Source organism: Luoshenia tenuis, from assembly GCF_014384745.1.
GTDB lineage: Bacteria > Bacillota > Clostridia > Christensenellales.
Genome location: NZ_JACRSO010000001.1, coordinates 571,859 through 597,042 on the forward strand (window position 1 = coordinate 571,859; position 25,184 = coordinate 597,042).

26 protein-coding genes are annotated in these 25,184 nt (G+C 57.8%); 16 read left to right on the forward strand and 10 right to left on the reverse strand.

What is annotated here, in order from left to right; translation table 11 throughout:
- Window positions 1-110: 110 nt before the first annotated feature.
- On the reverse strand, window positions 111-368 hold the full coding sequence (locus H8699_RS02750) for a TfoX/Sxy family protein (RefSeq protein ID WP_249284380.1): 258 nt from the start codon (window positions 366-368) through the stop codon (window positions 111-113).
- A 151-nt stretch (window positions 369-519) separates the two neighbouring features.
- Here H8699_RS02750 and H8699_RS02755 point away from each other — a divergent pair, with 151 nt between their 5' ends.
- On the forward strand, window positions 520-1,356 hold the full coding sequence (locus tag H8699_RS02755) for a putative RNA methyltransferase (protein WP_249284381.1): 837 nt from the start codon (window positions 520-522) through the stop codon (window positions 1,354-1,356).
- A 148-nt stretch (window positions 1,357-1,504) separates the two neighbouring features.
- Here the strand turns inward: H8699_RS02755 and H8699_RS02760 are convergent, their stop codons facing one another.
- From H8699_RS02760 to H8699_RS02780, 5 genes are all read right to left on the reverse strand, one after another.
- Window positions 1,505-1,840, reverse strand: coding sequence for a hypothetical protein (locus H8699_RS02760; protein ID WP_249284382.1), 336 nt, complete (start codon window positions 1,838-1,840; stop codon window positions 1,505-1,507).
- Window positions 1,841-1,878: 38 nt separating this feature from the next.
- The gene (gene pepF, locus H8699_RS02765) at window positions 1,879-3,684 is read right to left on the reverse strand and encodes an oligoendopeptidase F (protein ID WP_249284383.1); all 1,806 of its coding nucleotides are present in this window, start codon (window positions 3,682-3,684) and stop codon (window positions 1,879-1,881) included.
- An 86-nt stretch (window positions 3,685-3,770) separates the two neighbouring features.
- A complete protein-coding gene (locus H8699_RS02770; protein WP_249284384.1) occupies window positions 3,771-5,135 on the reverse strand; it encodes a PFL family protein in 1,365 nt (454 codons plus the stop codon).
- A 15-nt stretch (window positions 5,136-5,150) separates the two neighbouring features.
- Window positions 5,151-5,420 carry an ACT domain-containing protein gene (locus H8699_RS02775; protein ID WP_138294948.1) on the reverse strand — a complete coding sequence of 90 codons (270 nt, stop codon included), beginning with the start codon at window positions 5,418-5,420 and terminating at the stop codon, window positions 5,151-5,153.
- Between the two features lie 126 nt (window positions 5,421-5,546).
- On the reverse strand, window positions 5,547-6,746 hold the full coding sequence (locus H8699_RS02780; protein WP_249284385.1) for a winged helix-turn-helix domain-containing protein: 1,200 nt from the start codon (window positions 6,744-6,746) through the stop codon (window positions 5,547-5,549).
- A 284-nt stretch (window positions 6,747-7,030) separates the two neighbouring features.
- On the opposite strand from H8699_RS02780, the gene H8699_RS02785 reads away from it, so the two are divergent.
- From H8699_RS02785 to H8699_RS02800, 4 genes are all read left to right on the forward strand, one after another.
- Window positions 7,031-7,768: an MBL fold metallo-hydrolase gene (locus H8699_RS02785; protein WP_249284386.1), complete on the forward strand. Its 738-nt coding sequence runs from the start codon at window positions 7,031-7,033 to the stop codon at window positions 7,766-7,768.
- 33 nt (window positions 7,769-7,801) lie between these two features.
- Window positions 7,802-8,182 carry a VOC family protein gene (locus H8699_RS02790; RefSeq protein ID WP_138294951.1) on the forward strand — a complete coding sequence of 127 codons (381 nt, stop codon included), beginning with the start codon at window positions 7,802-7,804 and terminating at the stop codon, window positions 8,180-8,182.
- A gap of 231 nt (window positions 8,183-8,413) precedes the next feature.
- A complete protein-coding gene (locus H8699_RS02795) occupies window positions 8,414-8,854 on the forward strand; it encodes a hypothetical protein (protein ID WP_249284387.1) in 441 nt (146 codons plus the stop codon).
- Window positions 8,855-8,924: 70 nt separating this feature from the next.
- The gene (locus tag H8699_RS02800; protein WP_249284388.1) at window positions 8,925-9,314 is read left to right on the forward strand and encodes a universal stress protein; all 390 of its coding nucleotides are present in this window, start codon (window positions 8,925-8,927) and stop codon (window positions 9,312-9,314) included.
- Window positions 9,315-9,416: 102 nt separating this feature from the next.
- On the opposite strand, the gene H8699_RS02805 is transcribed toward H8699_RS02800, so the two are convergent.
- Both H8699_RS02805 and H8699_RS02810 read right to left on the reverse strand, forming a co-directional pair.
- Complete coding sequence (locus tag H8699_RS02805; protein WP_249284389.1) at window positions 9,417-10,595, reverse strand: serine hydrolase domain-containing protein; 1,179 nt, start codon at window positions 10,593-10,595, stop codon at window positions 9,417-9,419.
- 116 nt (window positions 10,596-10,711) lie between these two features.
- Window positions 10,712-11,215, reverse strand: a complete 504-nt coding sequence (locus H8699_RS02810; RefSeq protein WP_249284390.1) for a GNAT family N-acetyltransferase — start codon at window positions 11,213-11,215, stop codon at window positions 10,712-10,714.
- Between the two features lie 197 nt (window positions 11,216-11,412).
- Here H8699_RS02810 and H8699_RS02815 point away from each other — a divergent pair, with 197 nt between their 5' ends.
- Genes H8699_RS02815 through gltX form a run of 4 tightly spaced genes read left to right on the forward strand, consistent with a single transcriptional unit; the run spans window position 11,413 to window position 16,218 of the window.
- A complete protein-coding gene (locus H8699_RS02815; protein ID WP_249284391.1) occupies window positions 11,413-12,441 on the forward strand; it encodes an NYN domain-containing protein in 1,029 nt (342 codons plus the stop codon).
- Between the two features lie 15 nt (window positions 12,442-12,456).
- A complete protein-coding gene (locus H8699_RS02820; protein WP_249284392.1) occupies window positions 12,457-14,145 on the forward strand; it encodes a glutamine--tRNA ligase/YqeY domain fusion protein in 1,689 nt (562 codons plus the stop codon).
- 10 nt (window positions 14,146-14,155) lie between these two features.
- Window positions 14,156-14,719: an NUDIX hydrolase gene (locus H8699_RS02825; protein WP_249284393.1), complete on the forward strand. Its 564-nt coding sequence runs from the start codon at window positions 14,156-14,158 to the stop codon at window positions 14,717-14,719.
- 41 nt (window positions 14,720-14,760) lie between these two features.
- Complete coding sequence (gene gltX, locus H8699_RS02830; RefSeq protein WP_249284394.1) at window positions 14,761-16,218, forward strand: glutamate--tRNA ligase; 1,458 nt, start codon at window positions 14,761-14,763, stop codon at window positions 16,216-16,218.
- A gap of 704 nt (window positions 16,219-16,922) precedes the next feature.
- On the opposite strand, the gene H8699_RS02835 is transcribed toward gltX, so the two are convergent.
- Window positions 16,923-17,309, reverse strand: coding sequence for a DUF1284 domain-containing protein (locus H8699_RS02835; RefSeq protein WP_249284395.1), 387 nt, complete (start codon window positions 17,307-17,309; stop codon window positions 16,923-16,925).
- A complete protein-coding gene (locus H8699_RS02840; RefSeq protein WP_249284396.1) occupies window positions 17,302-17,835 on the reverse strand; it encodes a biotin transporter BioY in 534 nt (177 codons plus the stop codon). Before H8699_RS02840 ends, H8699_RS02835 begins: the two co-directional genes overlap by 8 nt.
- A 305-nt stretch (window positions 17,836-18,140) precedes the next feature.
- Between H8699_RS02840 and H8699_RS02845 the strand changes: the two genes are divergently transcribed.
- The 7 genes from H8699_RS02845 (at window position 18,141) to H8699_RS02875 (ending at window position 25,181) form a co-directional block, all read left to right on the forward strand.
- The gene (locus H8699_RS02845) at window positions 18,141-19,655 is read left to right on the forward strand and encodes an IMP dehydrogenase (RefSeq protein ID WP_249284397.1); all 1,515 of its coding nucleotides are present in this window, start codon (window positions 18,141-18,143) and stop codon (window positions 19,653-19,655) included.
- Window positions 19,656-20,061: 406 nt separating this feature from the next.
- Window positions 20,062-21,468 (forward strand): MATE family efflux transporter, encoded by a 1,407-nt coding sequence (locus H8699_RS02850; RefSeq protein WP_147518925.1) that lies wholly within the window; start codon window positions 20,062-20,064, stop codon window positions 21,466-21,468.
- Between the two features lie 144 nt (window positions 21,469-21,612).
- Entirely contained in the window at window positions 21,613-22,128 is a 516-nt protein-coding gene (locus H8699_RS02855; RefSeq protein WP_249284398.1) for a helix-turn-helix domain-containing protein, read from the forward strand.
- Window positions 22,129-22,383 carry a hypothetical protein gene (locus tag H8699_RS02860; RefSeq protein ID WP_249284399.1) on the forward strand — a complete coding sequence of 85 codons (255 nt, stop codon included), beginning with the start codon at window positions 22,129-22,131 and terminating at the stop codon, window positions 22,381-22,383. It begins immediately after the preceding gene.
- Window positions 22,384-22,620: 237 nt separating this feature from the next.
- Window positions 22,621-23,442: a hypothetical protein gene (locus H8699_RS02865; RefSeq protein WP_249284400.1), complete on the forward strand. Its 822-nt coding sequence runs from the start codon at window positions 22,621-22,623 to the stop codon at window positions 23,440-23,442.
- A gap of 284 nt (window positions 23,443-23,726) precedes the next feature.
- Window positions 23,727-24,581, forward strand: coding sequence for an aminoglycoside phosphotransferase family protein (locus H8699_RS02870; protein ID WP_249284401.1), 855 nt, complete (start codon window positions 23,727-23,729; stop codon window positions 24,579-24,581).
- A gap of 12 nt (window positions 24,582-24,593) precedes the next feature.
- Window positions 24,594-25,181 carry a GNAT family N-acetyltransferase gene (locus H8699_RS02875; RefSeq protein WP_249284402.1) on the forward strand — a complete coding sequence of 196 codons (588 nt, stop codon included), beginning with the start codon at window positions 24,594-24,596 and terminating at the stop codon, window positions 25,179-25,181.
- Window positions 25,182-25,184: the final 3 nt, after the last annotated feature.

Below are 25,184 nucleotides of genomic sequence, written 5' to 3' on the forward strand. Positions count from 1 at the left end.
GCAAGGGGGCTTTTATAATTGTAGACAATTTTTGTTTTGCATTTGACTCCCTGCGGCTCGTTCAAAATCCAGTTGCAGCAGGGCCTTTCCGTTAGGAAGGGAGCTCAGCCCTATTGATGGGCGCTGTAAAAGGCCTTAAGCTCCGCCTTGGTCTGCGCGTCCAAATCGTGCCAGCGGATGCCCTGCAGCGCCCCTTCCAGCGCGCATAGCCGCATATAGCAGGCCGAGGGGTCCTGTGCCCTGATGCGCAGCCAGGCCTGGCGGCTGCCTGCCTCGGCCAGCTGCAAAGGGTCCTTGATCCCCACATCCAAAAGCTGCCTGGCCAGCTTTTCCCCAATATTGGGCATATCCTGCAAGCGCTTTGCCATATGTATCCTGCTCCCTCCGTTTGTTCCCCCAATTATAGGCCCAAGCACGCTTAGCGTCAAGCCGCTTCCTTAGCCGGCGGCGATGTGGTATAGTATACGAGAAAAACCGGGGGCCCAGCGTCCCTTTTCGCATAAGGAGCGTTATTTTATTATGAAGATCGAACGCATCGCCGCGCTGTATACCCCCTGGCTCCCCCGCATGCAATGCCCCCTGTGCCATAGATCACTGGCGCTGGACGCTCCGGGACACAGCCTGATGTGTGAAGACGGGCACTGCTTTGATCTCTCGGCCAAGGGATACGTCAACTTTGTCCCCAATCAAGCCCAGCGCCAGACCAAATACGATAAGGCGCTCTTTGAGAGCCGGGGCCATATTCTCGCGCAAGGGTTCTATGCGCCTGTGGCCGATGCGCTGCGCACCCTGGCCGCCCAATACGCGCCGGGACCTTTGCTGCTGGACGCGGGCTGCGGTGAAGGGTACTATACCCGTTTTTTATCCCAGGGCGGCGCTTTTGAACCAGCCGGGATGGATCTTGAAAAAGAGGCGGTAGCCCTGGCCTGCCGCGGCGGGGCCGCAACGCCCTTTTTGGCTGCGGACATCAACCGCCTACCCTTCAAGGGCCACAGCTTGCACGCGGTGCTCAACATCCTCACGCCGGCCTGCTATCCTGAATTCCAACGGGTGCTGGCGCCGGGCGGCGTAGTGCTAAAAGTCATCCCCGGGGAGGATTACCTGCGGGAGATCCGCGCGGGGCTGGGCGGCGCAGCCGGTTATTCCAACGCCCGGGTGGCCGCCCATTTTGAGGAAAACCTGCGCCTGGCAAAGCGCGTGCGCATCCGCTATACCCGTCCCCTTTCGGCCCTGCAAGCCGCCGATTTTCTCCGAATGACGCCGCTCTCTTTTTCGGGCTCCGCGCAGCGCATCGCTCCGGAAGCGCTGGACGAAATCACCATCGATCTGGAATTGCTGGTGGGAACGACTTTATAACGTATAAAACACCCCCAGCGGCGGATCGATCCGCCGCTGGGGGTGTTATCGCTTCAGAAAGACTTTTTTCAAGCTGATTCACACGCGGTCTCGGCTGCAACGCCGCCAAACATTTAAGCGTACAGCCTCTTTTTAAAACGCCTGCCGCCTATTCCCAATCCACCAGGTCGTTCTCCTGCAAAAAGGCGTCGTTAAAATCCATATACAGTTCTACCGCCTCGGCCACGTCCAATTCCGCGCCCTCGTCGGCGTCCAGCGCCTCTACCACCTGGTCTACAATGTACTCAAAGGCGTCGTCCTCATCGTAGTATTCTCCATCCAGCACGCCGCTTTGCGCCATAAAGGCCTGGTCGGCCCCAATAGCTGCACCCACCAGCTTTTCCACAAAGGGCAGCTCCTCATCCCGGTACCGGCCGGATTCCTTCATTTTCCCCACGATAAAGGCCTGGGCCTTTGTCGCATCATAACCTTCCATCATCGCCAAGGTAACCTCCTTTATTGCCCCTTTTCCCAAGGCTAAGTTCAGAGCAGGGCCTCCAACTCCTCTAAAGTATGGCTGAAATACTCCAGGCAGCGGGCCACCGGCTCCGGGCCGGTCAAATCCACCCCGGCGTTTTGCAGCAGGCGGATGGGGTAATCGCTGCCGCCCGAGCGCAGGAAGGCCCGGTAGCGCCGCACCGCCTCGCCGTCGCCGCTTAAGATATCCTCGGCCAGCTTCACGGCGCTGGAATAGCCCGTGGCATACTGATAAACATAAAACGCATCGTAAAAATGGGGGATGCGCGCCCACTCGGTGGATATGCGCTCATCGGTCTCCATCCGCGGGCCGTAATACTGCCGGTTCAGCCCGCCGTACTGCTGGCCCAGGCTCTCGGCGGTCAGCGGCTGGCCCGCCTGCGCCATGCGGTGGGTCTCCCGCTCAAACTCGGCGAACATCACCTGCCGGTAGACCGTGCCGCGCACCTGCTCTAAGGCATAGTTGAGCAGGTAAGCCCGCTTGGCCTTGTCCCGCGTACGCCGCAAAAATTCGTGCAGCAACAGCTGTTCGTTGACGGTGGAGGCCACCTCGGCCACCATGATGGAGTAGCCCGCGTCCACATAGGGCAGCGCCTCGTTGGAATAATGGCTGTGCATGGCGTGCCCCAGCTCGTGCGCCAGGGTGAACACGTGGTCCACCGTGCCCTGGAAATTCATCAGCACAAAGGGATGGCTGCCGTATACCCCCCAGGAATAAGCGCCGCTGGTCTTGCCCCGGTTCTCGTACACATCCACCCAGCGCCCATCCAGCGCCTTTTGCACCATGGCGGCGTAATCCGCGCCCAGCACGCTCAGCGCCTCGATAACGATCTGCTTGGCCTCCTCCCAGGTAAAGCGCATATCGGCCTCCGGCACGATAGGCACGTAAACATCGTACATTTTCAGGTCCCGGACGCCCAACACCCGGGCGCGCAGGTCCATATACCGGTGCAGCCCGTCCAGATGATTGTGGATGGCGTCCACCAGCGCGTCATACACCCTGACCGGCACCGCGTTTGCATCCAGCGCCGCTTCCAGCGCGGAGGCATAGCCCCTTGCCCCAGCAAAAAAGTTGTCCTTTTTAACGCTGCCCGCATAGGTGGCCGCCAGGGTGTTGATCTGCTTGCCATAGGTATCGTACAGCGCTTCATAAGCGGCTTTTCGCACCTCCCGGTCAGGCGATTCCATCAACTGCCCGTAGCGGCCATGGGTCAGCTCTACCTCGCCGCCGCTGCCATCGGGCACATTTGGAAAGCGGATGTCCGCGTTGTTGATCATGGTAAAGATGTTATCGCAGGCGCCTGCCATATCCCCCGCCATGGCCAGCAGCCTTTCCTCCCCCGCCGGCAGGGTATGCGCCTTGACCCGCAGGATATTGCGCAGATACTGCCGGTAGAGGCCAAGGCCGGCCTCGTCCTTTTCCACGGCCTGCTCGACCCAGGGGATATTCAACACCTCCGGGGTAAAATAGGCGCTGTCCGCATCCAGCTGCACCGCCAGCTGCGCCGCCCGGTCGGCCATGGCCTGGTAAAGCTCCTGGGTATTGTCCTCATCCCGGCGCATGCGGGCGTAAACATACAGCCGCTCGGTCAGCAGGTTGGCCTCCATCAGCTTATCCAGGCCCATCCGCAAAAACTCCGCGTTCTCGCCCAGCTTGCCCGCAAACCCGGCCACCTCCGGCAGCAGGGCCTTGAGCTTTTCAAAATCCGCCTCCCAGGCCGCATTGTCGGCATAGATATCCTCCAGCTGCCACTGGGTGTTTTTGGGCATATCCGCCCGGAAGGGCAGCGCGCCCTCTTTATTCTTGCTCATCTTCGTCCTCCATCGCCAGGCGGCAAGGCGGGTCATCCACCTGCGCGCCCGGGTAAAGTACCGGTTCTCCTCCATATCCTATCCCATTAGTTGCGCAAACTATGCAGCGGTGCGGGAATTCGTCCGCCCCGGGCGATAAAATCCACCGCGCCGTAGGGGTTTACCGGCATCACCGGCGCGCTGCCCAGCAGGCCGCCAAACTCTACCATATCCCCCACCTTTTTGCCCACCGCCGGGATGATGCGCACCGCCGTGGTCTTTTGGTTGACCATGCCGATGGCCATCTCGTCGGCGATAATGCCGCTTAGCGTCTGGGCCGGCGTATCGCCCGGCACGGCGATCATGTCCAGCCCTACCGAGCATACGCAGGTCATCGCCTCCAGCTTTTCAATGCTCAGCGCGCCCTTCTGGGCCGCGGCGATCATCCCCTCGTCCTCGCTGACCGGGATAAACGCGCCCGAGAGCCCGCCCACATGAGAGGAGGCCATCACGCCGCCTTTTTTCACCGCATCGTTGAGCAGGGCCAGCGCCGCCGTGGTGCCGGGCGCGCCGGTCACCTCCAGGCCCATCTCCTCTAAAATGCGGGCTACCGAATCCCCCACCGCCGGGGTAGGCGCAAGCGACAGATCCACCACGCCGAACTGGGCGTCCAGGCGCCCCGCCGCCTCCCGGGCGATGAGCTGACCCACCCGCGTGATCTTAAAGGCCGTGCGCTTAATGGTCTCGGCCACCTCGTCAAAAGGCTGGCCGCGCACGCCCTCCAGCGCGCATTTGACCACGCCCGGGCCGGAGACGCCCACGTTGATCACGCAGTCCGCCTCGCCCTCGCCATGGAAGGCGCCGGCCATAAAGGGATTGTCCTCCACGGCGTTGGCAAAAACCACCAGCTTGGCGCAGGCCATGCCGCCCGCCTCTTTTGTCAGCTCGGCCGCCTGTTTGATGACCCGCCCCATCTGCGCCACCGCATCCATGTTGATGCCCGCGCGGGTGGAGGCCAGGTTGACCGAGGCGCATACCCGCTCGGTCTGGGCCAGCGCCTGGGGCAGCGAGGCGATCAGCACCTCGTCGCTGGGGGTGCAGCCCTTATGCACCAGGGCCGTAAAGCCGCCGATAAAGTTGATGCCCACGTTGGCCGCCGCCGCGTCCAGCGCCTTGGCAAAGGGCAGATAATCCTTTTCCCCCGTGCAGGCGGCAATGCCCGAGATGGGCGTGACCGCCACGCGGGTGTTGACCACCGGCACCCCGTATTCCAGCGCCAGCGCCTCGCCTACCTCCACCAGATGCTCGGCCCGGTAGGAGATCTTATCGTAGATCCTGCGGCAGGCCTCTTTGATGTCGGGGTGCGCGCAGTCTTTGAGCGAAAGGCCCATGGTGATGGTGCGGATATCCAGATTCTGCTGATCCACCATGCGGATGGTCTGTAATATTTCCTGATGGCTGTATAATGGCATGTCCTTAAAGCCTCCCTATATGCGGTGCATGGCGTTGAAGATGTCCTCGTGCTGCATGTGCACCACCACGTTTTTATCCGCGCCGCAGGCCTGCAGCCGCTGCTCGATCTTGGCAAAGGGCTCGCTGGCGCCGGACAGGTCCACCAGCATCATCATGGCAAAGTACTCCTGCAAGGTGGTCTGGCTGATATCCAGAATGTTGGCCCCGCAGGCGGCCAGCTCCGCGCTGACGGCGGAGATGATGCCTACAGTATCGTTGCCGATAACGGTGATGATCGCTCGCATAATAATTGAACTCCCTTTCTGCCTTTTGGCTTGCCCGCGGCTTACAAAAGCCCACGGGTATTGTATACATAGGTTTTGTTGATATTCTGCACGGCGGCGGGCTTTTCCTGCCCGGCGGGGCGGATTTCATATTTGCTTCTCAGCAAATCCTCCATCCTGCGCCAAGGCCACCGCCCCGCAGCCGTTAAAGCGGGCCAGGCGCTCCAGGCAGGCTTCTACCGCCCGGTGCGGGATGCGCGCGGCGGGCAGGTCCTTTTCATACCACAGCCCCAGCACATGCAGTATCCCGTTTTTCGCGTCCCGCCGCAATTCCGCCCGGCCGATCAGCCGCTCGCCGTGCAGCAGGGGCAGCACGTAATAGCCATAGCGCCGCTCCCGCACCGGGGTGTACACCTCCCACTTGTAATCAAAGTCAAAAATCCGGCGTATCAGTTCCCTGTCCCACAGCAGGTTGTCCAGCGGCGCCAGCAGTTCTGTGCGGGGACGCAAACGCCCCTCCTCCCGGGCTGCGTGCAGCGCGGGCAGCTGTGCAGCAGGCAGGTAAAGGGGCTCCTCGATGCCCTCCACCTGAACCGGACAGATACGCCCCTGCGCCGTCAGCGCATCAAAGATCAGGCGCCGCCGCTCCCCCCGCAGGCCATGGATGCCCAAAAACGCGTCGCTCGGCCGGGCCCACAGCAGCCCCACCGCGCCAATGCGCCGCTCCACCCGCCAGCATTCAAAGGCAAAATCATCCGGGAAGGGATCGGCCTGGCCTAAGATTTCCTCGGGCAGCATTTTTTCGGCCAGCGCGTAGTACTTTACGGCGTTCTTTTTGTGGTGGATCACCAGCTTTCCCCGCGTGTACAGGGTCTCCAGCGCAGCCCGGGAGAGCGCAGTCGCCTGCCAGGACCAGTCCACCTTCTCCGTAAAGGGCAGGTCTTTGGAGCAGGCATACGCCGCCTTTTCCAAATGGGCCAGCACCCGTTTTTCCACCGCCTCCACCGCCTGGGCGCTGTGCATCCGCGCGCCCCGTTCCGCGCGCAGACGGGCAAAGCGTGGCCAATCCTCCAGCGGAATAATGGACATGTTCTTATCGTACTCGTCCATCAACTGCCGGTCTTTGTACAGCGCCGCGTCCAGCTGCGGCTTTTCAAAGCCTTTGACCCGCGCCTGCAAGACCAGCTCGGCGTTTTTGCCGCACACATCCAGCGGGTCGTACTGGATGCAGCCCGCCTGGCGCGCATAGCGCAAGATTCCCTCGCTCCCCTTAAAAATATATGGCCCCAAAAGGCCCTGGTGGCATAATAAAAAGCGCCGCGCTTGGACCTTGGTCAGCTTTTCCATGTTCCTCCCCCCTACGCTTTTTTATCATCATAGCATAAAACAGCCTTTGGGGACCCGGGGAATGAATAAATCATTTTCTTTGCGCGGCCTTCACAAAAAATTTACACCCCTCAGCGCATTTTATGCCGGTTTTGCCCCGATCCGCGGCCCAACTGTAAGAATAACCTTTGCTTTCGACAGCATTTTCATATAGAATATAAGGAAGGTGCAGATTTTGTCATCTGCCTTTTTGTGTTGCCTTTTGGCGCAGATGATGGGCCAGGCCCAGTTTTGGAGGGATACCGGTGCAAACCGTTAAAATTACTTATTTATATAATAGCGGCTTTGCCGTGGAGCTCAGCGAGCATTTTCTGGTCTTTGACTATTACATGGATCACGTGGATACCGGCCGGCGCGGCATGGCCGGCGGCGTGCTGACCGCGCGGGACTTCCCCGCGGACAAGCAGGTGCTGGTCTTTGTCAGCCATCGCCATGCGGACCATTATAATTCGGTGATCTTTAAATGGCGCAGGTTTTTGGGAGACCGGGTGCACTACATCCTCTCCAGCGATGTGCCGGTGCGTGAAAAGGCCCTGCGGCTGGAGCCCTATCAGGCCCAGCAGGTGGCGGGCGCCATGGTCTCCACCTTCGGCAGTACGGACGAAGGGGTCAGCTTCTTTGTGGAGGTAGAGGGCGTGCGCATCTTCCACGCGGGGGATTTTAACCTGTGGCACTGGCAGGAGGAATCCACCGTGGCCGAGGTCAACGCAGCCAAGCGCGCCTTTTTGCAGGAGATGGAAAAGATCAAATCCAGCATCAGCGCGCTGGATATCGCCTTTTTCCCGGTAGACCCCCGGCAGGGCCGCGGCTTTGAGGCCGGCGCCCGCCACTTTATGCGGGTCATGCAGCCCAAGGTGCTGGTGCCCATGCACTTTGGCGAGCAGGTGGATGCCGTGCAGCGTTTTGTTGCCGCAGCGCCCGCCGCGCATACCCGGATCTTCCGCATCGGCGCGCGGGGCGATGAATTACAGGTCAATTTGTAAGCGAAGGTTTATTGAAAATAGGAGGCTTGAAGTATGGAATTTGTATTTGATCACTTTAATATTAACGTTAAAGACTTGGACGCGGCGCTGAGTTTTTACGATGAGGCGCTGGGCCTGAAAGAGGCGCGCCGCAAAACCGCGCTGGACGGCAGCTTTATCATCGTCTACCTGGCCGATAAGGCGGGCACCCCCTTCCGGCTGGAGCTGACATGGCTGCGGGACAAGACCGATGGGTACGAGCTGGGGGACAACGAGAGCCACCTGGCCATGGTTGTGGACGATTACAGTGCCGCCCATAAAAAACATAAAGAGATGGGCTGCATCTGTTATGAGAACCCCGGCATGGGCATCTACTTTATCGAGGATGCGGATGGATACTGGATCGAGATTATCCCCGCCGAACACCGCAAGTAGCTTAAAAGCAGCATACCGGTATGGCCGCCCGCTTACAGCGCAAGGCTTAAGCGGGCCTTTTTATGCCCGCAGCCGCCGCTGGATGGCAGGATTTGCAGGCTGCGTTTGTTAATTTTTTATGAATTAGCCGAAAACCTCGCGGGCGCATGGTATAATAGCAACAGTTAAGCGCAATGAAACAATGGCATATTGGGTGTAAAAAGCCCATAAAGCAATAAGGGGGAGCAATCCATGTATAGCCAGGGGGACTTGGATACCGTAGGACAGCAGATCAAGCGCATGCGGCTGATCACCGTTTTATGCTGTCTGCCCTTTTTTATCGGCATGGTCGTGGCGATCATTCTGCAAAGCGAACTGTGGTCCATCGTGCTGGGGTTGATCGGCGCGTTCATCGCCGTGTTCTTAGATGGGGCCAAAGTAGGCCCGCTCAAGGTGTACCGCCGTTTTATCCGGGATATGATCAAGGGGCTGCACTCTACCGTGGAGGCCCGCTTCGTCTCCAACGAGGGCGTGGTGCTATACGAGCGGCTGCTGATGCATAAGCTCACCGTGCAGCGGGACTCTGGTATGTGGACTTATTATTTTGACGCGCAAAAGGATATCCCCGCTTGGGCGGATGGAGACGTACTGCAGCTGGAGATCTCGGGAGACCACGTGATCGCCTATCAGTAATTGCGCGCCTGTGCCCGGCCTTTGAGGGGCACAGCCGATCTGTTTTATACCTAAGGCAAGGAGTGTCAAAATGTCAAATCGGGTTTTGGTGTGCGTGACCAAGCAAAAAACCTGCGAGCGGTTGATCAAAACCGGCGCGCGGCTGGCCAAAGAGGCCGGGGATGCAGAACTTCTGGTGGTACACGTTTTGCACCGGGATGATAATATTCTAGGCAATATGATGCAGGGCGACGCGCTGGAGTTCCTCTTCCAGATCAGCAAGCAGGTGGGGGCGGATATGACGGTGCTGCGCAGCGAAAAGGTGATCGAGACCCTGATAGAATACGCGAAAAAGAACGAGGTCTCCACCATCGTGGTGGGCGAAGCGCCCAAAAACGCCAAGCGGGACTTGGGCATCATCACCCATCTGCAGCAGGAGCTGCCTACGGCCACGGTGATGGTCATCCCCTCCAAAGGGTAGGCCGTCTCTCCCGTCGTTTTTCGCAGGGCTGGACGCATCAATGGACAACGCTAAAAGGGCTGCGGCATCAATACCTATGCCGCAGCCCTTTTTTAAGCTATTTTAATCCAAAGCGCCATAAATAACGTTTCGCAGCCGGGGATGGCAGTACCCCTCCCTGTTATTGGGCATCAGCTGGTGCATGTAGACGATGGAAAGCTGCTCGGATGGATCCACCAGCAAAAGCGTACCGGCCGCGCCCGCCCAGCTGAACTCGCCCAGCGAACCTGCACAGTTGGACCCGGCCAGATCCATCAGGGTCTTTACACCCAGCCCATAACCGTAGCCCGCCATAAAGGGCCAGCCGTATTGGTGCGTCTGGCGGAAGGCCTCAAGCGCCTGGGGCTCCAGGTGGTTCTGGCGCATCAGCTCGATGGTCTTTCTCCCCAAAATGCGCTGGCCATCCAGCCTGCCGCCCAGGGCCAGCATCTTGGTAAATCGGGTCATATCATGGAGGGATGAGACCAGCCCGCCGCCGCCACACTCAAAGCGATAGGCCGCTTCGTACTTAAAATCCTCGCTGTCGTTTATCTTTAGGCAGCCGTCCTCGTCATAATAGTACATGGTGGCCAAGCGCTTTTGTCCCTGCCCGTCCAGGAAAAACCCGGTGTCCTCCATGCCCAGCGGCGAAAAAATCTCCTCCCGCAAAAATTGGTAAAAGCTGCTGCCGCTCACCTCTTCGATAAACGCGCCCAGCACGTCCAGATTGATGCCGTAATTCCAGCTGGTGCCCGGCTCAAACTTTAGGGGCAGCTTTGCGACGATGCGGCTGAACTCGCGTGTGGTGCACCCGCCCTTTTCATCGATCCCGGAAAGCGCGCGGCCAATGCGGGCATGCGTGGCGCTAAGCTCGCCGCCATAGGTCAGCCCGGAGGTCATCGTGAGAAAATGCTTGATGGTCAGCGCGCGCACCGGCAGCAGGGTCTCCATATTGTTTCCCGTGCAGATGGCATACCTGGCGTCCGCAAATTCCGGCAGATATTGGGCGATCGGGTCGTCCAGCTGGTATAATCCCCGCTCCAGCAGGATCATCATTGCCACCGCCGTTACCACTTTGGAGCAGGAGTACATCCGGTACAGCGTTTCCTCCCCGATGGGCCGCTGCGCCTGCGCATCGGCATAGCCGCTGTAGCCCGTGTATATGGTCTTGCCCGCCTTGGTCACGGAAAGCGCGCATCCCACTGGCCCGCGCTCCATGGTGGTAAATTGTTTTAACAGCGCGTCGATAGGTTTGGTATTCATCTTTTTTGGCCCCCCCTGTTTTTTGAATTGCGCTCACTTGATTGAAGGCGCAAATCTTTTTAAATCATATAGGCTCCGCACCCCCGCACAGATCACCATTGCATTTAGACTGCGGCTCAATCCAGGTCCTTTTCCATGATGTAATCGTCCATTACAAAGCCGCCCCCAATGTCGGCCGCCTGTTCGCGGGCCTTATAAAAACCCATCCTTTCGTAGATGGCGATGGTGCGCTCATTATGGCGGTTGACCGTAAGCCAAAGTTTACGAAAGCCCTTTTCCCGGCAAAGCCCTTCGGCAAAATTCAAGGCCTTGCGGGAAAGCCCGCGGCCGCGGTAAGGCTTTTCCACGTAGAGTTTGGAGATAAAGAGCCGGTCATCATCCATGCGCAGAGCGGTGTAGCCCCGAACCTGCTCCCCCTCGCGGATAAAGTAATACTGGTAGCCCTCCTGCGCCATCTGCCGGCGCATTGCCGGGGGCGATTGAAATTTTTCCACCATATAATCTACCTGTGCCTGGCCGATGATGGGCACAAAATGCTCGTTCCAGATGCGTTTGGCCAGGTCTCCCAGCAGCGCGGTCTGCTCGGGCGAGCATACCCGTTCAAAATTTACGTCACTCATTTGCCTATACGCCTCCGTTTCCGTCTTCCTCCCTCATTTTACCCCCGCCGCGCAGGCGCTGTAAAGCAGGAAATCAGGCAGGCTATCCGCATGAATACGCCGTTTTGGTTGAATTTATGGGTGAATCCCGCTATAATCTGGATATAATGTAAGTAGGCCCGCGGATACCGCGGGTACGCTAAAGAAAAGAAGGAAATATGAGTAAACAAGATAAACGCAACTTCGCCGTCTTTATCGACATGGAAAATGCGGGCGGCAAAGTCGCCATGTTAAACAGCATCATCGAAAAGGTCAAGATCCGGGGAGATATATTGCTTGGCAAGTGCTACGGCTACTCCGAGCGGTACGAAAACCTCAAGGAGGTATTGCTGAGCAACACCTTCCAGGCCGTGCCCTCTTTAAAGCACGGCGTCAGCCAGAAGAACAGCCTGGATATCCAGCTGGTGATCGACGCCCTGGAGGTGGCCTTTTCCAACCCCCTGATCGACAGCTTTTGCATCGTCAGCGGGGACAGCGATTTTACCCCCCTGGTAGGTAAGCTCAAATCCATGGGCAAGTTCGTCATGGGCATCTCCCGTTCGGAGGTGGCCTCGCAGATCTTCATCAACGCTTGCAACGAGTTTGTTTTTCTGGAGGCGGCGGTCAGCGCCGAGCCGGAGGGCAAACGCGCGCGCTCTACCCCTAAGGCCAAGGCCGAGCAGGCCATCGAGCATCTGGGCGGCATCGACGAGCTGCAGCGGATCATCGACCGCATCTTAAGCGAGCAGGCCGATGAGAACGGGCTGCTGTATGCCAGCACGCTAAAGGATACGCTGCTGCGCCTGCGGCCGGATTTTAGCGAGAAAAACTACGGGCAGACCTCCTTTGGCAAGCTGCTGCACCACCTGGAAAAGCGCTTTGGCCATATCAAAACGGTGTCTGACGAGTATTCGCTGCTGGTGCGCGCCGCGACCAGCGAGGCCGACGAGGCCGGACAGGTGGAGACCATCAACAAAGAGAATTTTGTGCAGGTCTTTTCCGAGATCTTCCGCCGGTATAAAGACGAGGGCTTTGAGCGGGTGAACCCCTCCATCGTCAAGGCGGCCATACAAAGCGCGTATCCCGATTTTGACGAAAAGCAGATCGGCTTTCGCCGGTTCAGCGATGTGATCAAGCGCCTGGAAAAAGAGGGCGTGGTCGAGGTGGAGTTTAACGAAGCGATGACCATGCTCATCAAGATATTATAGGAAAGAGGAGCCCTTATGTGTGAAGAAAACGGCACCCCAAAAGAGAGTTTGAATTTTATTGAGGAAATCATCGCCCAGGACTTGGAGACGGGCAAGCATGAGCACATCCTCACCCGCTTTCCGCCCGAGCCCAACGGCTATCTGCATATCGGCCATGCCAAGGCGGTCTGCATCAACTTTGGGATGAAGGATAAGTTTGGCGGCCGCACCTTTTTGCGCTTTGACGATACCAACCCTTCCAAAGAGGATACCGAGTATGTGGATTCCATCATGGAGGATATCCGCTGGCTGGGCTTTGAATGGGACGAGCTGCGCTATGCCTCGGACTATTTTGAGCGCATGTATGAGGCTGCCGAAAAACTGATAACCGAAGGAAAGGCCTATGTCTGCGACTTGACCCCAGAGCAGATGCGCGAGTACCGCGGCACCTTAACGGCGCCCGGCCGCCCCAGCCCCTACCGGGACCGGAGCGTAGAAGAGAACCTGGAGCTGTTCCGCGGCATGCGGGCGGGCCAATACCCCGATGGCTCCCGGGTGCTGCGCGCCAAGATCGATATGGCCTCCCCCAACATCAATATGCGCGACCCGGTGCTCTACCGCATCGTGCGCGCCCATCACCACCGCACAGGGGACAAGTGGTGCATCTATCCGATGTACGACTTTGCCCATCCGCTGGAGGACGCCATCGAAGGGGTCACCCACTCGCTGTGCTCGCTGGAGTTTGAGGATCACCGCCCGCTGTACGATTGGGTGGTGCGGGAGGTAGGCTTCCCCCATCCCCCGCGGCAGATCGAGTTTGCCCGGCTGAACCTGACCCGCACGCTGATGAGCAAGCGCTACCTGCGCGCGCTGGTGGAATCCGGCACCGTTGAGGGCTGGGACGACCCGCGCATGCCGACCTTGAGCGGCCTGCGGCGCCGGGGCTATCCGCCCCAGGCGATAAGGGAGTTCTGCGCCCGGGTGGGCGTGGCCAAGGCCAACTCGCTGGTGGACGCCGCCATGCTGGAAAGCTGCGTGCGCGACAGTTTGAACGATACCGCTCCCCGGGCCATGGCTGTGCTGCGGCCGCTGAAAGTCGTGCTGACCAACTATCCCGAGGGAGAAAGAGAAACGGTGCAGGTAGAAAATCACCCTGCGCACCCCGAGATGGGCACGCGGGCGATCCCCTTCTCCCGGGAGCTGTATATCGAGCAGGAGGACTTCATGATGGACCCGCCCAAGAAGTTCTTCCGCCTGGCGCCGGGGCGCGAGGTGCGCCTGAAGGACGCTTACATCATCAAATGCGAGGAAGCGGTGACCGACGCGGCCGGCAACGTGATCGAGCTGCGCTGCACTTACGACCCGGAATCCCGCAGCGGCCTGCCTGGCAGCGCCCGCAAGGTCAAAGGCACGCTGCACTGGGTGGATGCCGCCACCTGCCGCGAAGCCACTGTGCGGTTATATGATTACCTGCTGGGCGAGCAGACCCAGGATGAGAACGGCAACGAGCTGACCCCCGAGCAGCGGATGAATCCGGATTCCATTCAGGTGCTGACCGGCTGCAAGGTAGAGCCCCGTTTGGCCCAGGCCAGCGCGGGCGAGACCTTCCAGTTCATGCGCCAGGGGTATTTTACCGCCGACAGCAAGCTCTATACCCCCGAGGCTCCGGTGTTCAACGCCACCGTAGGCTTAAAGGACAGCTATAAAAAGGCTGTAAAAAAATAGGAGGCGCGCCATGACAAACGACGTAAGCCAGCTGCGCGAGCAGCGCCTGCCTGAAACGTTGGAGGTGCTTTTTACCGGGCGCATCCTGCGGTTAGAGCGCTACAGCGTGCGCCAGGCAAGCGGCCGCATCGCCAAGCGCGAGGTGGTGCGCCACCCCGGCGGCGCCTGCGTGGTGGCCGTAGATGAGGATATGTGCGTTACGCTGGTTCGTCAGTGGCGCACCCCCATGGATGAGGTGACGTTGGAGATCCCCGCGGGCAAGCTGGACGAGGGCGAGGGGGACCCGCTAGCCTGCGCTAGGCGCGAGCTGCGCGAGGAAACCGGGCTGCGCGCGGCGAACTTTGAGCTGCTCACCCAAATGTACACCTCTCCCGGTTACAGCGATGAACGGCTGTATATCTACCTGGCCACGGATTTAAGCCAGGGGGAGGACGACCCGGACGAGGGCGAGATGATCGCCCCGCAGCGCATGCCCCTAAGGGAAGCTGCCAGCATGGTCATGCGCGGCCAGCTGCCCGACTCCAAGACGGCGTTGGGGCTGATGATGGCTGCGGCCAAGCTGGGCCAGCTTTAGTTGAGAAAGATAAAACCATCGAATCGAAAGGAAAGAAAAACATGCAGGTACGCACGCGATTCGCACCCAGCCCCACGGGCTATATGCATATTGGCAATCTGCGCTCGGCGCTATATACCTATTTGTTCGCCAAAAAGAACGGCGGCAAGTTTATCCTGCGCATTGAAGATACCGACCAGGAGCGCGAGGTAGAAGGCGCGGTGGAGCTGATCTACTCCACCCTCAAAAAGGTGGGGTTGAACTACGACGAAGGCCCGGATGTGGGCGGGGATTACGGCCCTTACATCCAGAGCCAGCGCCGGGGGATCTATAAAGGCTATGCCGAGGAACTGGTGAAAAAAGGCGCGGCCTACTACTGCTTTTGCACGGCCGAGGAGCTGGAGGCCGCCCACAAGGCTGCCCAGGCCAAGGGTGAAACCTATAAGTACGATAAGCACTGTCTGCACCTGAGCCCTGAAGAGGTGGATAAAAAACTGAAAAGCGGCGCGCCTTACGTGATCCGCTTTAACGCCCCTACCCAAGGGGAAACCAGTTTTACCGATGCGGTGTATGGCGAGATCACCGTGGAGAATGCCACGCTGGACGACATCGTGCTGCTCAAGAGCGACGGGCTGCCCACCTATAACTTTGCCAACGTGGTGGACGATCACCTCATGGGCATCACCCACGTATTGCGGGGCAACGAGTACCTCTCCTCCACCCCCAAGTATAATCTGATCTACGATGCCTTTGGCTGGGAAAAGCCGGCCTATGTGCACCTGCCCCCGGTGATGAAGGATGAGAAGCGCAAGCTCTCCAAGCGCCATGGCGACCCCTCCTTTGAGGATCTGCTTGCCGAGGGCTTTTTAAAGGACGCCATCGTCAACTACATCGCGCTGCTGGGCTGGAACCCCGGTACCAACCAGGAGATGTTCTCGCTTGCGGAGCTGGAGCAGGCTTTTGACTGGACGGGTTTAAGCAAATCTCCCGCCATCTTCGATATGGCCAAGCTGACCTGGTTCAATGCCGAGTACATGCGCCGCCTGCCGCCCGAGGAATACGCGGCCCTGGCCCGGCCCTGGCTGCAAAAAGCGCTGGATCCGGAAAAGTTTGACTTTGATTACCTCTATCCCCTGCTGCAGGGCCGCACCGAAGTGCTGAGGGATATCCCCGGCATGGTGGACTTTTTAAACGAACTGCCGGATTACGACAACGCGCTATACGTCCATAAGAAGATGAAGACCACGGTGGAGAGCGCCCATACGGTGCTCAAAGAGTTGATGCCCCTGCTGATGGCGGTAGAACCTTGGAACGAGGATACCGTGCAGCAGGCCTGCAAGGAGCTGGTGGAGCGGACCGGCCGCAAAAACGGCCAGGTGCTCTGGCCGCTGCGCATCGCCCTTTCCGGCAAGATGGCCACGCCCTGCGGCGCCTACGAGCTGTGCGTTCTGCTGGGCAAGGAGGAGAGCCTGCGGCGGATCGCCGCCGGCATCGGCCAGACCGGCGAACAGGCAGAATAGGTTTGCACATAAAAGCCCCTTTGGCAGTTGTCAAAGGGGCTTTTTTATATTGCTTTGGCGCGCCTATTTCAAACCGGTTTCCCACGCTAAAGCAATGCCTTCGCGCGTAAAAAAGTATGGGGTTTCGTTCAGGGAAGAACCAGAACTTAACGCGAGGCAGGGAGAAAAGTTAGGGAACGAATTTTATATGTTAAGGGGGAAGGGGGATTCCGATTTCCCCCTTTACCCCCTTAACAATCCCTAATCCCCCCAAACGGCCACTCCGTGGAGGGGACGGAGGTTGTTCAAGCTCTCCGATGCTGATAAACCAATCAAGTTTCCAGCTGTTTCGCTTATGCTTTGCACTTCGATGTAATCCACACTCGCCTCCCTCTGATGAGGGAGGTGGCGCGCCTTTAGGTGCGCCGGAGGGAGAGATATATCTGAACAAACCTATACTTTAACGTTCGTTTCATTGTCATTCAGAGAGAGGCCGTAAGGCCGAGCGAAGAATCTCGTGCATGGACGGGAAAGCGGTGCTTGGCCTACGCCACGTGGTACAGGCGAGGCCAACAGGGCGTAAGGAGATTCCTCGCTTGCGCTCGGAATGACAGAATTGGAAACGATAACCTGGGCGGGAAAGTATATTTTTATACACACCTACATCGTTACCTGCCATTCCAAAGCGTTAACGAGGCATCTCCTGGCAGCCGCAATTGAGGTTCTCAGCCGTTCTGCCCCGCGCAGATGGGCAGCCACTGGCAGCCCGCGCAAACCGTCTCTAGTTTACCCGCCGTCAGAATATGCCGCTTTACCGCCTCTGACAGCTCCAAAAAAGGGATGACCTCTCCCTCCCGCAGCCCGCAGACCGCGAGCACGCGCCGGTCATACAGGCCGGGCTTAGGCGAGCTGCAACCCGTCCCCGCCCGCTCCGGGCAGGCAGCGCACAGCAAATCCGCCCCGCAGTGCAGCCGCACAAGCTGGGATGGATCGCCCTTCAGACTGGCATGGACGTGCACCATATTGCGGGTAAAGGCCGCGTCATATCCCTTGCCCGCGAAAAAATGCAGGCACAACCCGTGGTGGGGGCGCAGCGGCCAGGGCTCAGCCATGGCGCAGCACCAACTCCCGCCGCAGCCGGGGCGAAAGCATAGCCGCCACGGCGATCTTGACCGCGTCTCCGATCAGGAAGGGCACCACGCAGGTCATCAGCGCCGCGCCCAAGGCGCTGCCGGTAACGACCATGAACCAGGCCGTGCCCAGCGCATAGCAAGCGGCCAGCCCCGCCACCATGCCCAGCGCCAGTGGCAGCGGGCTGCACCACTTTTGCACCGTCAACCCCGTGATCAAAGCGGCCACCACATAGCCTGCGATGTAGCCCCCCGTAGGCCCTACGATAATGCCCAAGCCTCCGGTGAATTGAGAGAATACCGGTAGCCCTATCGCGCCCAGCAATACGTAGACCACCTGGCTAAGCGCCCCTACCCAAGGCCCCAATACGCCCCCGGCGATGAATACGGCCAGCATGGCCAGGTTGATGGGCACCATGGGCAGCGGAATAGCGATCTGCGAGAATACCGCGGTCAGCGCCGCAAAAATAGCGCATAGGATCAGGGTACGGGTGGATAATTTCTTCATCTCGGCCTCCTATTGTAAACTATAATTGATTTATAAGTTTACAATAATCCTAACAGAAAGCTCTCCTTTCGTCAAGATAGAATCTCTTTTTGCATACGGTGATAAAGTATGCAAAAATTTCTTTCAAATCGGTTGACAGACGCCCCTTTCCCTGATAATATAACAAATTAATAAGTTGCCCAAAAAGCTACATGTAGTATTTTGCGGCAGCCCATTTTAACAGGATTTTGATTGTGTGTACACAGCCTATCTTTTAGGCTGTGTACTGGTTTAACGCCCAACGCTTTGTAAAAGGAGAGAGAAAGATGGCTTATTATTTCGATGAACCCTCCCACACTTTCGGCGAATATCTGCTGGTTCCCGGCTATTCTTCCACCGATTGTGTACCCACGAACGTCAATCTCCAAACGCCGCTTGTCAAATTTAAAAAAGGTGAGCAATCCCCCATCCGCCTGAACATCCCGCTGGTATCTGCCATCATGCAGGCCGTATCGGACGATAAAATGGCTATCGCCCTGGCGCGGGAAGGCGGCCTTTCTTTTATCTACGGTTCCCAGTCCATTGCGGACGAGGCGGCCATGGTCGCCCGGGTCAAAAGCTATAAAGCCGGCTTTGTGACCAGCGATTCCAATATCAAGCCCGACCAGACCCTGGAGGACGTGTTGGCCCTTACCCAGCGTACCGGGCACTCCACCATCGCCGTCACCGAGGACGGCAGCGCCAATGGCAAGCTGCTGGGCATCGTCACCTCTCGGGATTACCGGGTCAGCCGCATGCCGCTGGATTTAAAGGTCTCCGAGTTTATGACCAAGTTTGAGGACCTGATCTGCGCGGACGAAACCACCTCGCTCAAGACCGCCAACGACATCATCTGGGAGCACAAGCTCAACTCTCTCCCGTTGGTGGATAAGCAGGGGCACCTGAAGTACATGGTCTTCCGCAAGGACTATGCCTCCCATAAAGAAAATGAGAACGAGCTGCTGGACAGCCATAAGCGCTACATGGTGGGCGCAGGCATCAATACCCGTGACTTTGCCGAGCGCGTGCCCGCCCTGGTCGAGGCCGGTGCGGATGTGCTGTGCATCGATTCTTCCGAAGGGTTTACTGAGTGGCAGAAGATCACCATCGATTTTATCCGCCAAAAGTACGGCGATACCGTCAAGGTAGGCGCGGGCAACGTGGTGGATAAAGAGGGCTTCCTCTTCCTGGCCAAGGCCGGGGCGGATTTCGTCAAAGTGGGCATCGGCGGCGGTTCCATCTGCATCACCCGCGAGCAAAAGGGCATTGGCCGCGGCCAGGCCACGGCGCTGATCGAGGTGGTCAAGGCCCGGGACGAGTATTTTGAGGAAACCGGCGTGTACGTCCCCGTCTGCTCGGACGGCGGCATCGTTTACGACTATCACATGACCCTGGCGCTGGCCATGGGTGCGGACTTTATCATGCTGGGCCGCTACTTCTCCCGGTTTGACGAGAGCCCCACCAACCGCGTGATGGTCAATGGCACGTATATGAAGGAGTATTGGGGCGAAGGCTCCAACCGCGCCCGCAACTGGCAGCGCTACGATATGGGCGGGGATAAAAAGCTCTCCTTTGAAGAGGGCGTAGATTCCTATGTGCCCTATGCCGGCAGCCTGAAGGATAACGTCACCCTGTCGCTGAACAAGGTGCGCTCCACCATGTGCAACTGCGGTGTGCTCAGCATCCCCGAGTTGCAGCGCAACGCCCGCATCACCCTGGTATCGGCCACCAGCATCGTCGAGGGCGGCAGCCACGATGTGGTGCTTAAGGACAGCAACATCTCCGGGTATTCGTATAAATAAGCCGTTTTCTTACATTCTCTTTCTCGTTCTAAGCGCCCCGCTTGCGGGGCGCTTTTTATTTCCATCGCGGGGAGGGATAGTAGCAGAGCAGGTGGCGCGTATCCGCACAGCACCATTTCCGGGGTTTGGAAACCGTCCGCTCGCGCGTTCGCAACAAAGGATGCGTTACAACTATTTATATTTACTATCCTGGCCTATTTATATTCAGTTAGCTGCCGCGCCCGTCCCCCTCTCCCGTTGCCCCAGTTCTACAAGTATGTTATAATATTTTTATCAAAAACGTTTTAGCGCTCTTTTCTCCGCGCAGCGCATCTCACCTATTTAAAATTACGGGGCGTTGTGGCGCCCTTTTCCTGTGCCGTTTTTCGCACCCAGCAAGATAAACAAAAGGAGGCTATCTTCAGCCATGCCCACCGTTATCAGCCGGTTATTCTCGGTCGAGTCCCTGATCAAGCCCGACCGGCGCTTAGGTCCCCTGCCGGGCACCAAAGACGCCTATCGAGAGCTGCTGCATATTGCCCTGCCCAGCGTGGCGGAGATGCTGATGGTCTCTCTGGTAGGCTCAATCGACACCATGATGGTGGGCCGTCTGGGCCCGGAGGCCATCGCCGCGGTAGGGTTGACCACCCAGCCGCGCATGCTGCTTTTGGCTGTATTTATGGCCCTCAACACCGGGGTCACCGCCATCGTAGCCCGCCGCAAGGGCGAGGGACGCCGGGAGCAGGCGCAGTTGACCCTGCGCAACGCCAGCGTGCTGATCCTGATCATCGCCGCTATCCTGATGATCCCCTCGATCTGGGCGGCCCAGCCTCTGATGCTGCTGGCCGGCGCCCAGGCCGATACCCTGGCCGACGCTACCGTCTACTTTCAGATTTTGGCCCTTGTCCTGCCCATCAACGCCCTGACTATGGCGATCTGCGCGGCCCAGCGCGGCATCGGCAATACCCGCATCACCATGGTCGTCAACATCGTGGCCAACCTGGTCAACGTGGTATTCAACTTTTTCCTGATCGAGGGCAACTGGGGTTTCCCCCGGCTGGGTGTGGCCGGCGCGGCTATCGCCACAGCCATTGGCTTTACGGTTGGGTTGGTTTTAAGCATCCTCTCCATCGCCCACCGGGACAGTTTTTTGCACCTAAAGCTGCGCGCCAGCTGGCGGTTGCATCCGGATATCCTGCGCTCCATCGTCAACGTGGGGGGCAACGCCGCGTTGGAGCAGGTGGCCATGCGCATCGGCTTTTTCGTGTTCGCCCGCATCGTGGCGGACCTGGGCACCATCGCCTTTGCCACGCACCAGATCTGCATGCAGTTTCTCAATATCACCTTTACCTTTGCCGATGGCATCGGCGTGGCCGGCACCTCGCTGGTAGGCCAATATTTGGGCAAAAAGCGGCCCGATCTGTCCGTAGTCTTTGGCAAAATCAGTCAGCGCATCGCCATGATCGTTTCTCTGGCGCTGCTAAGCGTGCTCATCATCCTGCGCGAGCCGCTGGTGGCCATCTTTAATACCGATCCTGAGATTCTCGCCCTGGGCTCGCAGATCATGATCGTGGTGGCGCTGTTCCAGCCCTTTCAGACCTCCTCTGTCGTCATCTCGGGCTGCCTGCGCGGCGCGGGGGATACGCGGTATGTGGCCCGCATCATGCTGATGTGCGTTACCGGCATCCGGCCGCTTGCATCGGTGTTGATGGTCTACGTCTTCCACGCGGGGCTGCTGGGCGCCTGGCTTAGTTCACTGCTGGATATGTCCATCCGCGTGGTATGCGTATATACCCGGTTTGCCAGCTGCAAATGGTTTGATATCGAGGTTTAACCCCTTCTTTTTCGTTTTCAACCGATGGTTGAGCGTATTTGCAACCCCTAGTTGGGCAGACTAAGGCTTATTCAACCACAAAGCCCTTCATTTGCTTTGGCTGATCCCGTACAATGAGGGCAACAAAGCAAAGGAGACGAGTATATGGATCATTTTTCGATGGGTAAGCATATTGCAGCGCTGCGCAAGGCCAAGGGCCTGACGCAGGACGAGTTAGCCGAGCGGCTGGGGGTATCGCCGCAGGCCGTTTCTAAATGGGAGAATGACCTATCCTGTCCGGACATTATGCTTTTGCCCCGGCTGGCCAAGATCTTTGGCGTCACAGTGGATGAGCTGCTGGGGGCCGCGCCCCCCAAAACCGTTGCACTGGTGCCGGAGGGCGAGCGCAAAAATCTGGACGATCTGATGCTGCGCATCGTGGTCAATTCCGCCAAGGGCGATAAGGTGCGGGTCAACCTGCCCATGCAGCTGGTCAAGATGGGGCTGGAGATCGGCATGAGCTTCCCGGAATTTGCCGGAAACGATTCCTTTAAGGGCAGCGAGGTGCTTAAAAATATCGATCTGGACAAGATCCTCTTAATGGTGGAAAAGGGCGCTATCGGCCGCCTGGTAGAGGTGGAGAGCGCCCAAGGGGATATCGTGGAAGTCGTGGTGGAATAAATGCGCGTCTACGTCAAATCCCCCGGTTCCATCACGCTGTACCTGGCCCTGCCCACACGCCTGGTGGTCAACCGCGTAACGCTTGGCATCCTGCAGCGCGCCCTGGGGCGCGCGGACCAGACCGGCGTCAAAATCTCGCCAGAGCAGGCAAAGCGCCTGCTCGCAGTAGTCCGTCAGGCAAAAAAGCGGTATCCGCGCTTAGAGCTGGTGGATATCAATACCGCCCAGGGGGAGATCGTAAAAATCCGTTTATAGCAATCAAAAGGCCGCCGTTACAGGCGGCCTTTTGATGTTCCAGTCCTTATTTTTCCCTTGATATCCTCGAGTTTTTCTATATAGATATTTTAAGCTGTTTACAGCACCTGAGAGGCCTGTCGTTTCACGTCCCGCATGCGTCAATCACTCACGTGTGTGTGCGTTGTTATTTGTCGAAAATTCCTGTATCTTAAATAAAAAGGCATGTATTTCAATATAGAAAATGGGAGGGGTATGATGTTGAAAAAAGCAATGCCGTTTATAGCCGTGCTCCTTATGGCGGCCCTATGTCTGTCCGGGTGCCAGCACCAGCACGATTGGACGCAGGCCACCTGCACCGAGGCCGCCGTCTGTAAAGAATGTGGCGAGACGCAGGGCGAGCCTTTGGGGCACGATTGGGCACAGGCCACCTGCACCGAACCTAAAACCTGCACCCGTTGCGGCAAAACCACCGGCTCACCTGCCGGTCATCAGGTCACAGAATGGATAACCGAGACCGAAGCTAGCTGTACGGCTGCTGGCGTTGAAAAGGGCGTATGCACCGCGTGTGGAGAGACCCTTTCTCAAGAAATTCCCCAGGCTCCCCATACGGAGGGCGAGTGGATCGTAACGCAGGAGGCCACCTTTGAGGCAGATGGCGAGCGCGCGCTGACCTGCTCGGTCTGCGGCGGGGTGATCCGTACCGAGAAGATCGCGCTGACAGCTGAGGAGAAAAAGGCAGCCTTTACCGGCGCCTGCCAGCGTTTTTCCTATGATGAGATCGCGCGGAATCCCGATGGCTATAAACAGCAAAAGGCCGTGTTCCAGGGCGAGGTCGTCCAGGTCATGGAGAGTGGCAACACCGTAGTGCTGCGCGTAAACGTGACCAAGGGTAAGTACTCCATCTGGGAGGATACCGTTTATGTTACCTACCAGCGCACGGCGAATGAGGGCCGTATTTTGGAGGATGATATTATCACCATGTATGGGTACTTGACCGGGTCCAAGACCTATGAGACCATCTTTGGAGGCTCGGTCACCATCCCGTCGATGACCGCGCTGTATATCGACGTGAATTAGGCTTTGAATATGGACTTTGGGGGGCTTTGCCAAAAGTGGCCGTACCCCTGGCAGAACATCATTTATTCAAGCGGTATGGCTGATTGCCATGCCGCTTTTGCATTGCTTTGCTTTTTAACCACGCGAACTCGTTTTTGTCCGCTCGCCGCTTTCCCCTCTTGCGCTAGAGATTTCGCCTAGTTATGCCTCTATGAAAAACTTCGCTGTTATATATTGAGATAGCTTCTCTCGCCTCATTATGTTAGAATACTCTTATCGAAAATTATCTTTTGGAGCATTTCTATATGGTCGAAATCACAACGCAACTGGTCAAAAAGTTAATTGATGCGCAATTCCCCAAATGGCGTGCGCTGGAAGTTTGCCCAGTGGCGCACGGCGGGCACGATAACAGGACCTTTCATCTAGGCGATGAAATGGCTGTCCGCCTGCCCAGTGGGCCCGCATATGTCGTGCAGGTAGAAAAAGAGGCTCGGTGGCTCCCCTTCTTGGCGCGGCACCTGTCTTTGCCTATTTCCAGCCCGGTGGCCATGGGCGTTCCCACGGATGAGTATCCGTTTCCCTGGTCCATCAACCGCTATATTGCAGGCGAAACCGCCAATGCGCACAATATTACCGATGCTAAAGGCTTTGCGATGGAGCTTGCGTCATTTTTGCAAGAGCTGCAAAGCATAGATACGACCGGCGCGCCCGCTGCGGGTGAACATAATTTCTTCCGCGGCGCAAGCCCATCTGTTTATAGCAGCCAGGTTGAAGAGGCCCTGCAGGCGCAACGGGACATTTGGCCGGTTGAAAAGTTAAGCGCGCTGTGGGCGCGCGCCGTCGCCACAACCTGGGAGCATCCTCCCGTATGGTTCCACGGCGATGTGGCCCCGGGTAATCTTTTAGTACAAAATGGCAGGCTCTGCGGCGTGATTGATTTTGGGATCATGGGCATTGGCGACCCGGCCTGCGATTATGCCATGGCCTGGACCTTTTTTGACGAACGCAGCAGAAAATACCTTTTGCGCGGGCTGGATACGGGGACTGTTGATCGGGCGCGCGGATGGGCCTTATGGAAGGCGCTCATCACCGTTAACGCCTCAAACGCGTTGGTCGCGGAGCAGGCGAAACATACATTAAATGCGATCACCGAAGAATAGGGGGAATAACGCATGAACACGCCTACGCTGGAAACAGAGCGCCTGATTCTCCGAAAGTTTACGCGGGAGGACTTCCCCGCATTATTTGCGATCTACAGCGATGAAGAGGTGAACACTTATCTGCCGTGGTATCCGCTAAAATCAATAGATGAGGCAGCCGCATTTTTTGAGGAGAGATACGCCCCGGACTATGCGCAGCCCACGGGATATCGGTATGCCATCTGCCTTAACAGCGACAATATCCCGATCGGCTATATCCATGTCAGCACGCAGGATCATCATGACCTCGGTTATGGCTTGCGCAAAGAATTTTGGCATCAGGGCATCGTAAGCGAGGCGGGCAAAGCCGTGGTCCAACGGGTGAAAAAAGACGGCCTACCCTATATCACGGCGACGCACGACGTTAACAATCCCCGCAGCGGCAGCGTGATGAAGGCACTGGGCATGCGCTATCAATATACCTACGAGGAGCTGTGGCAGCCTAAAAATTTTCTCGTGACGTTTAGAATGTATCAGCTGAATTTCGATGGCAACGATACATTTGTATATAAAAAGTATTGGGACATGTATGCCAATCATTTTATCGAGACCCTGTCATAACGA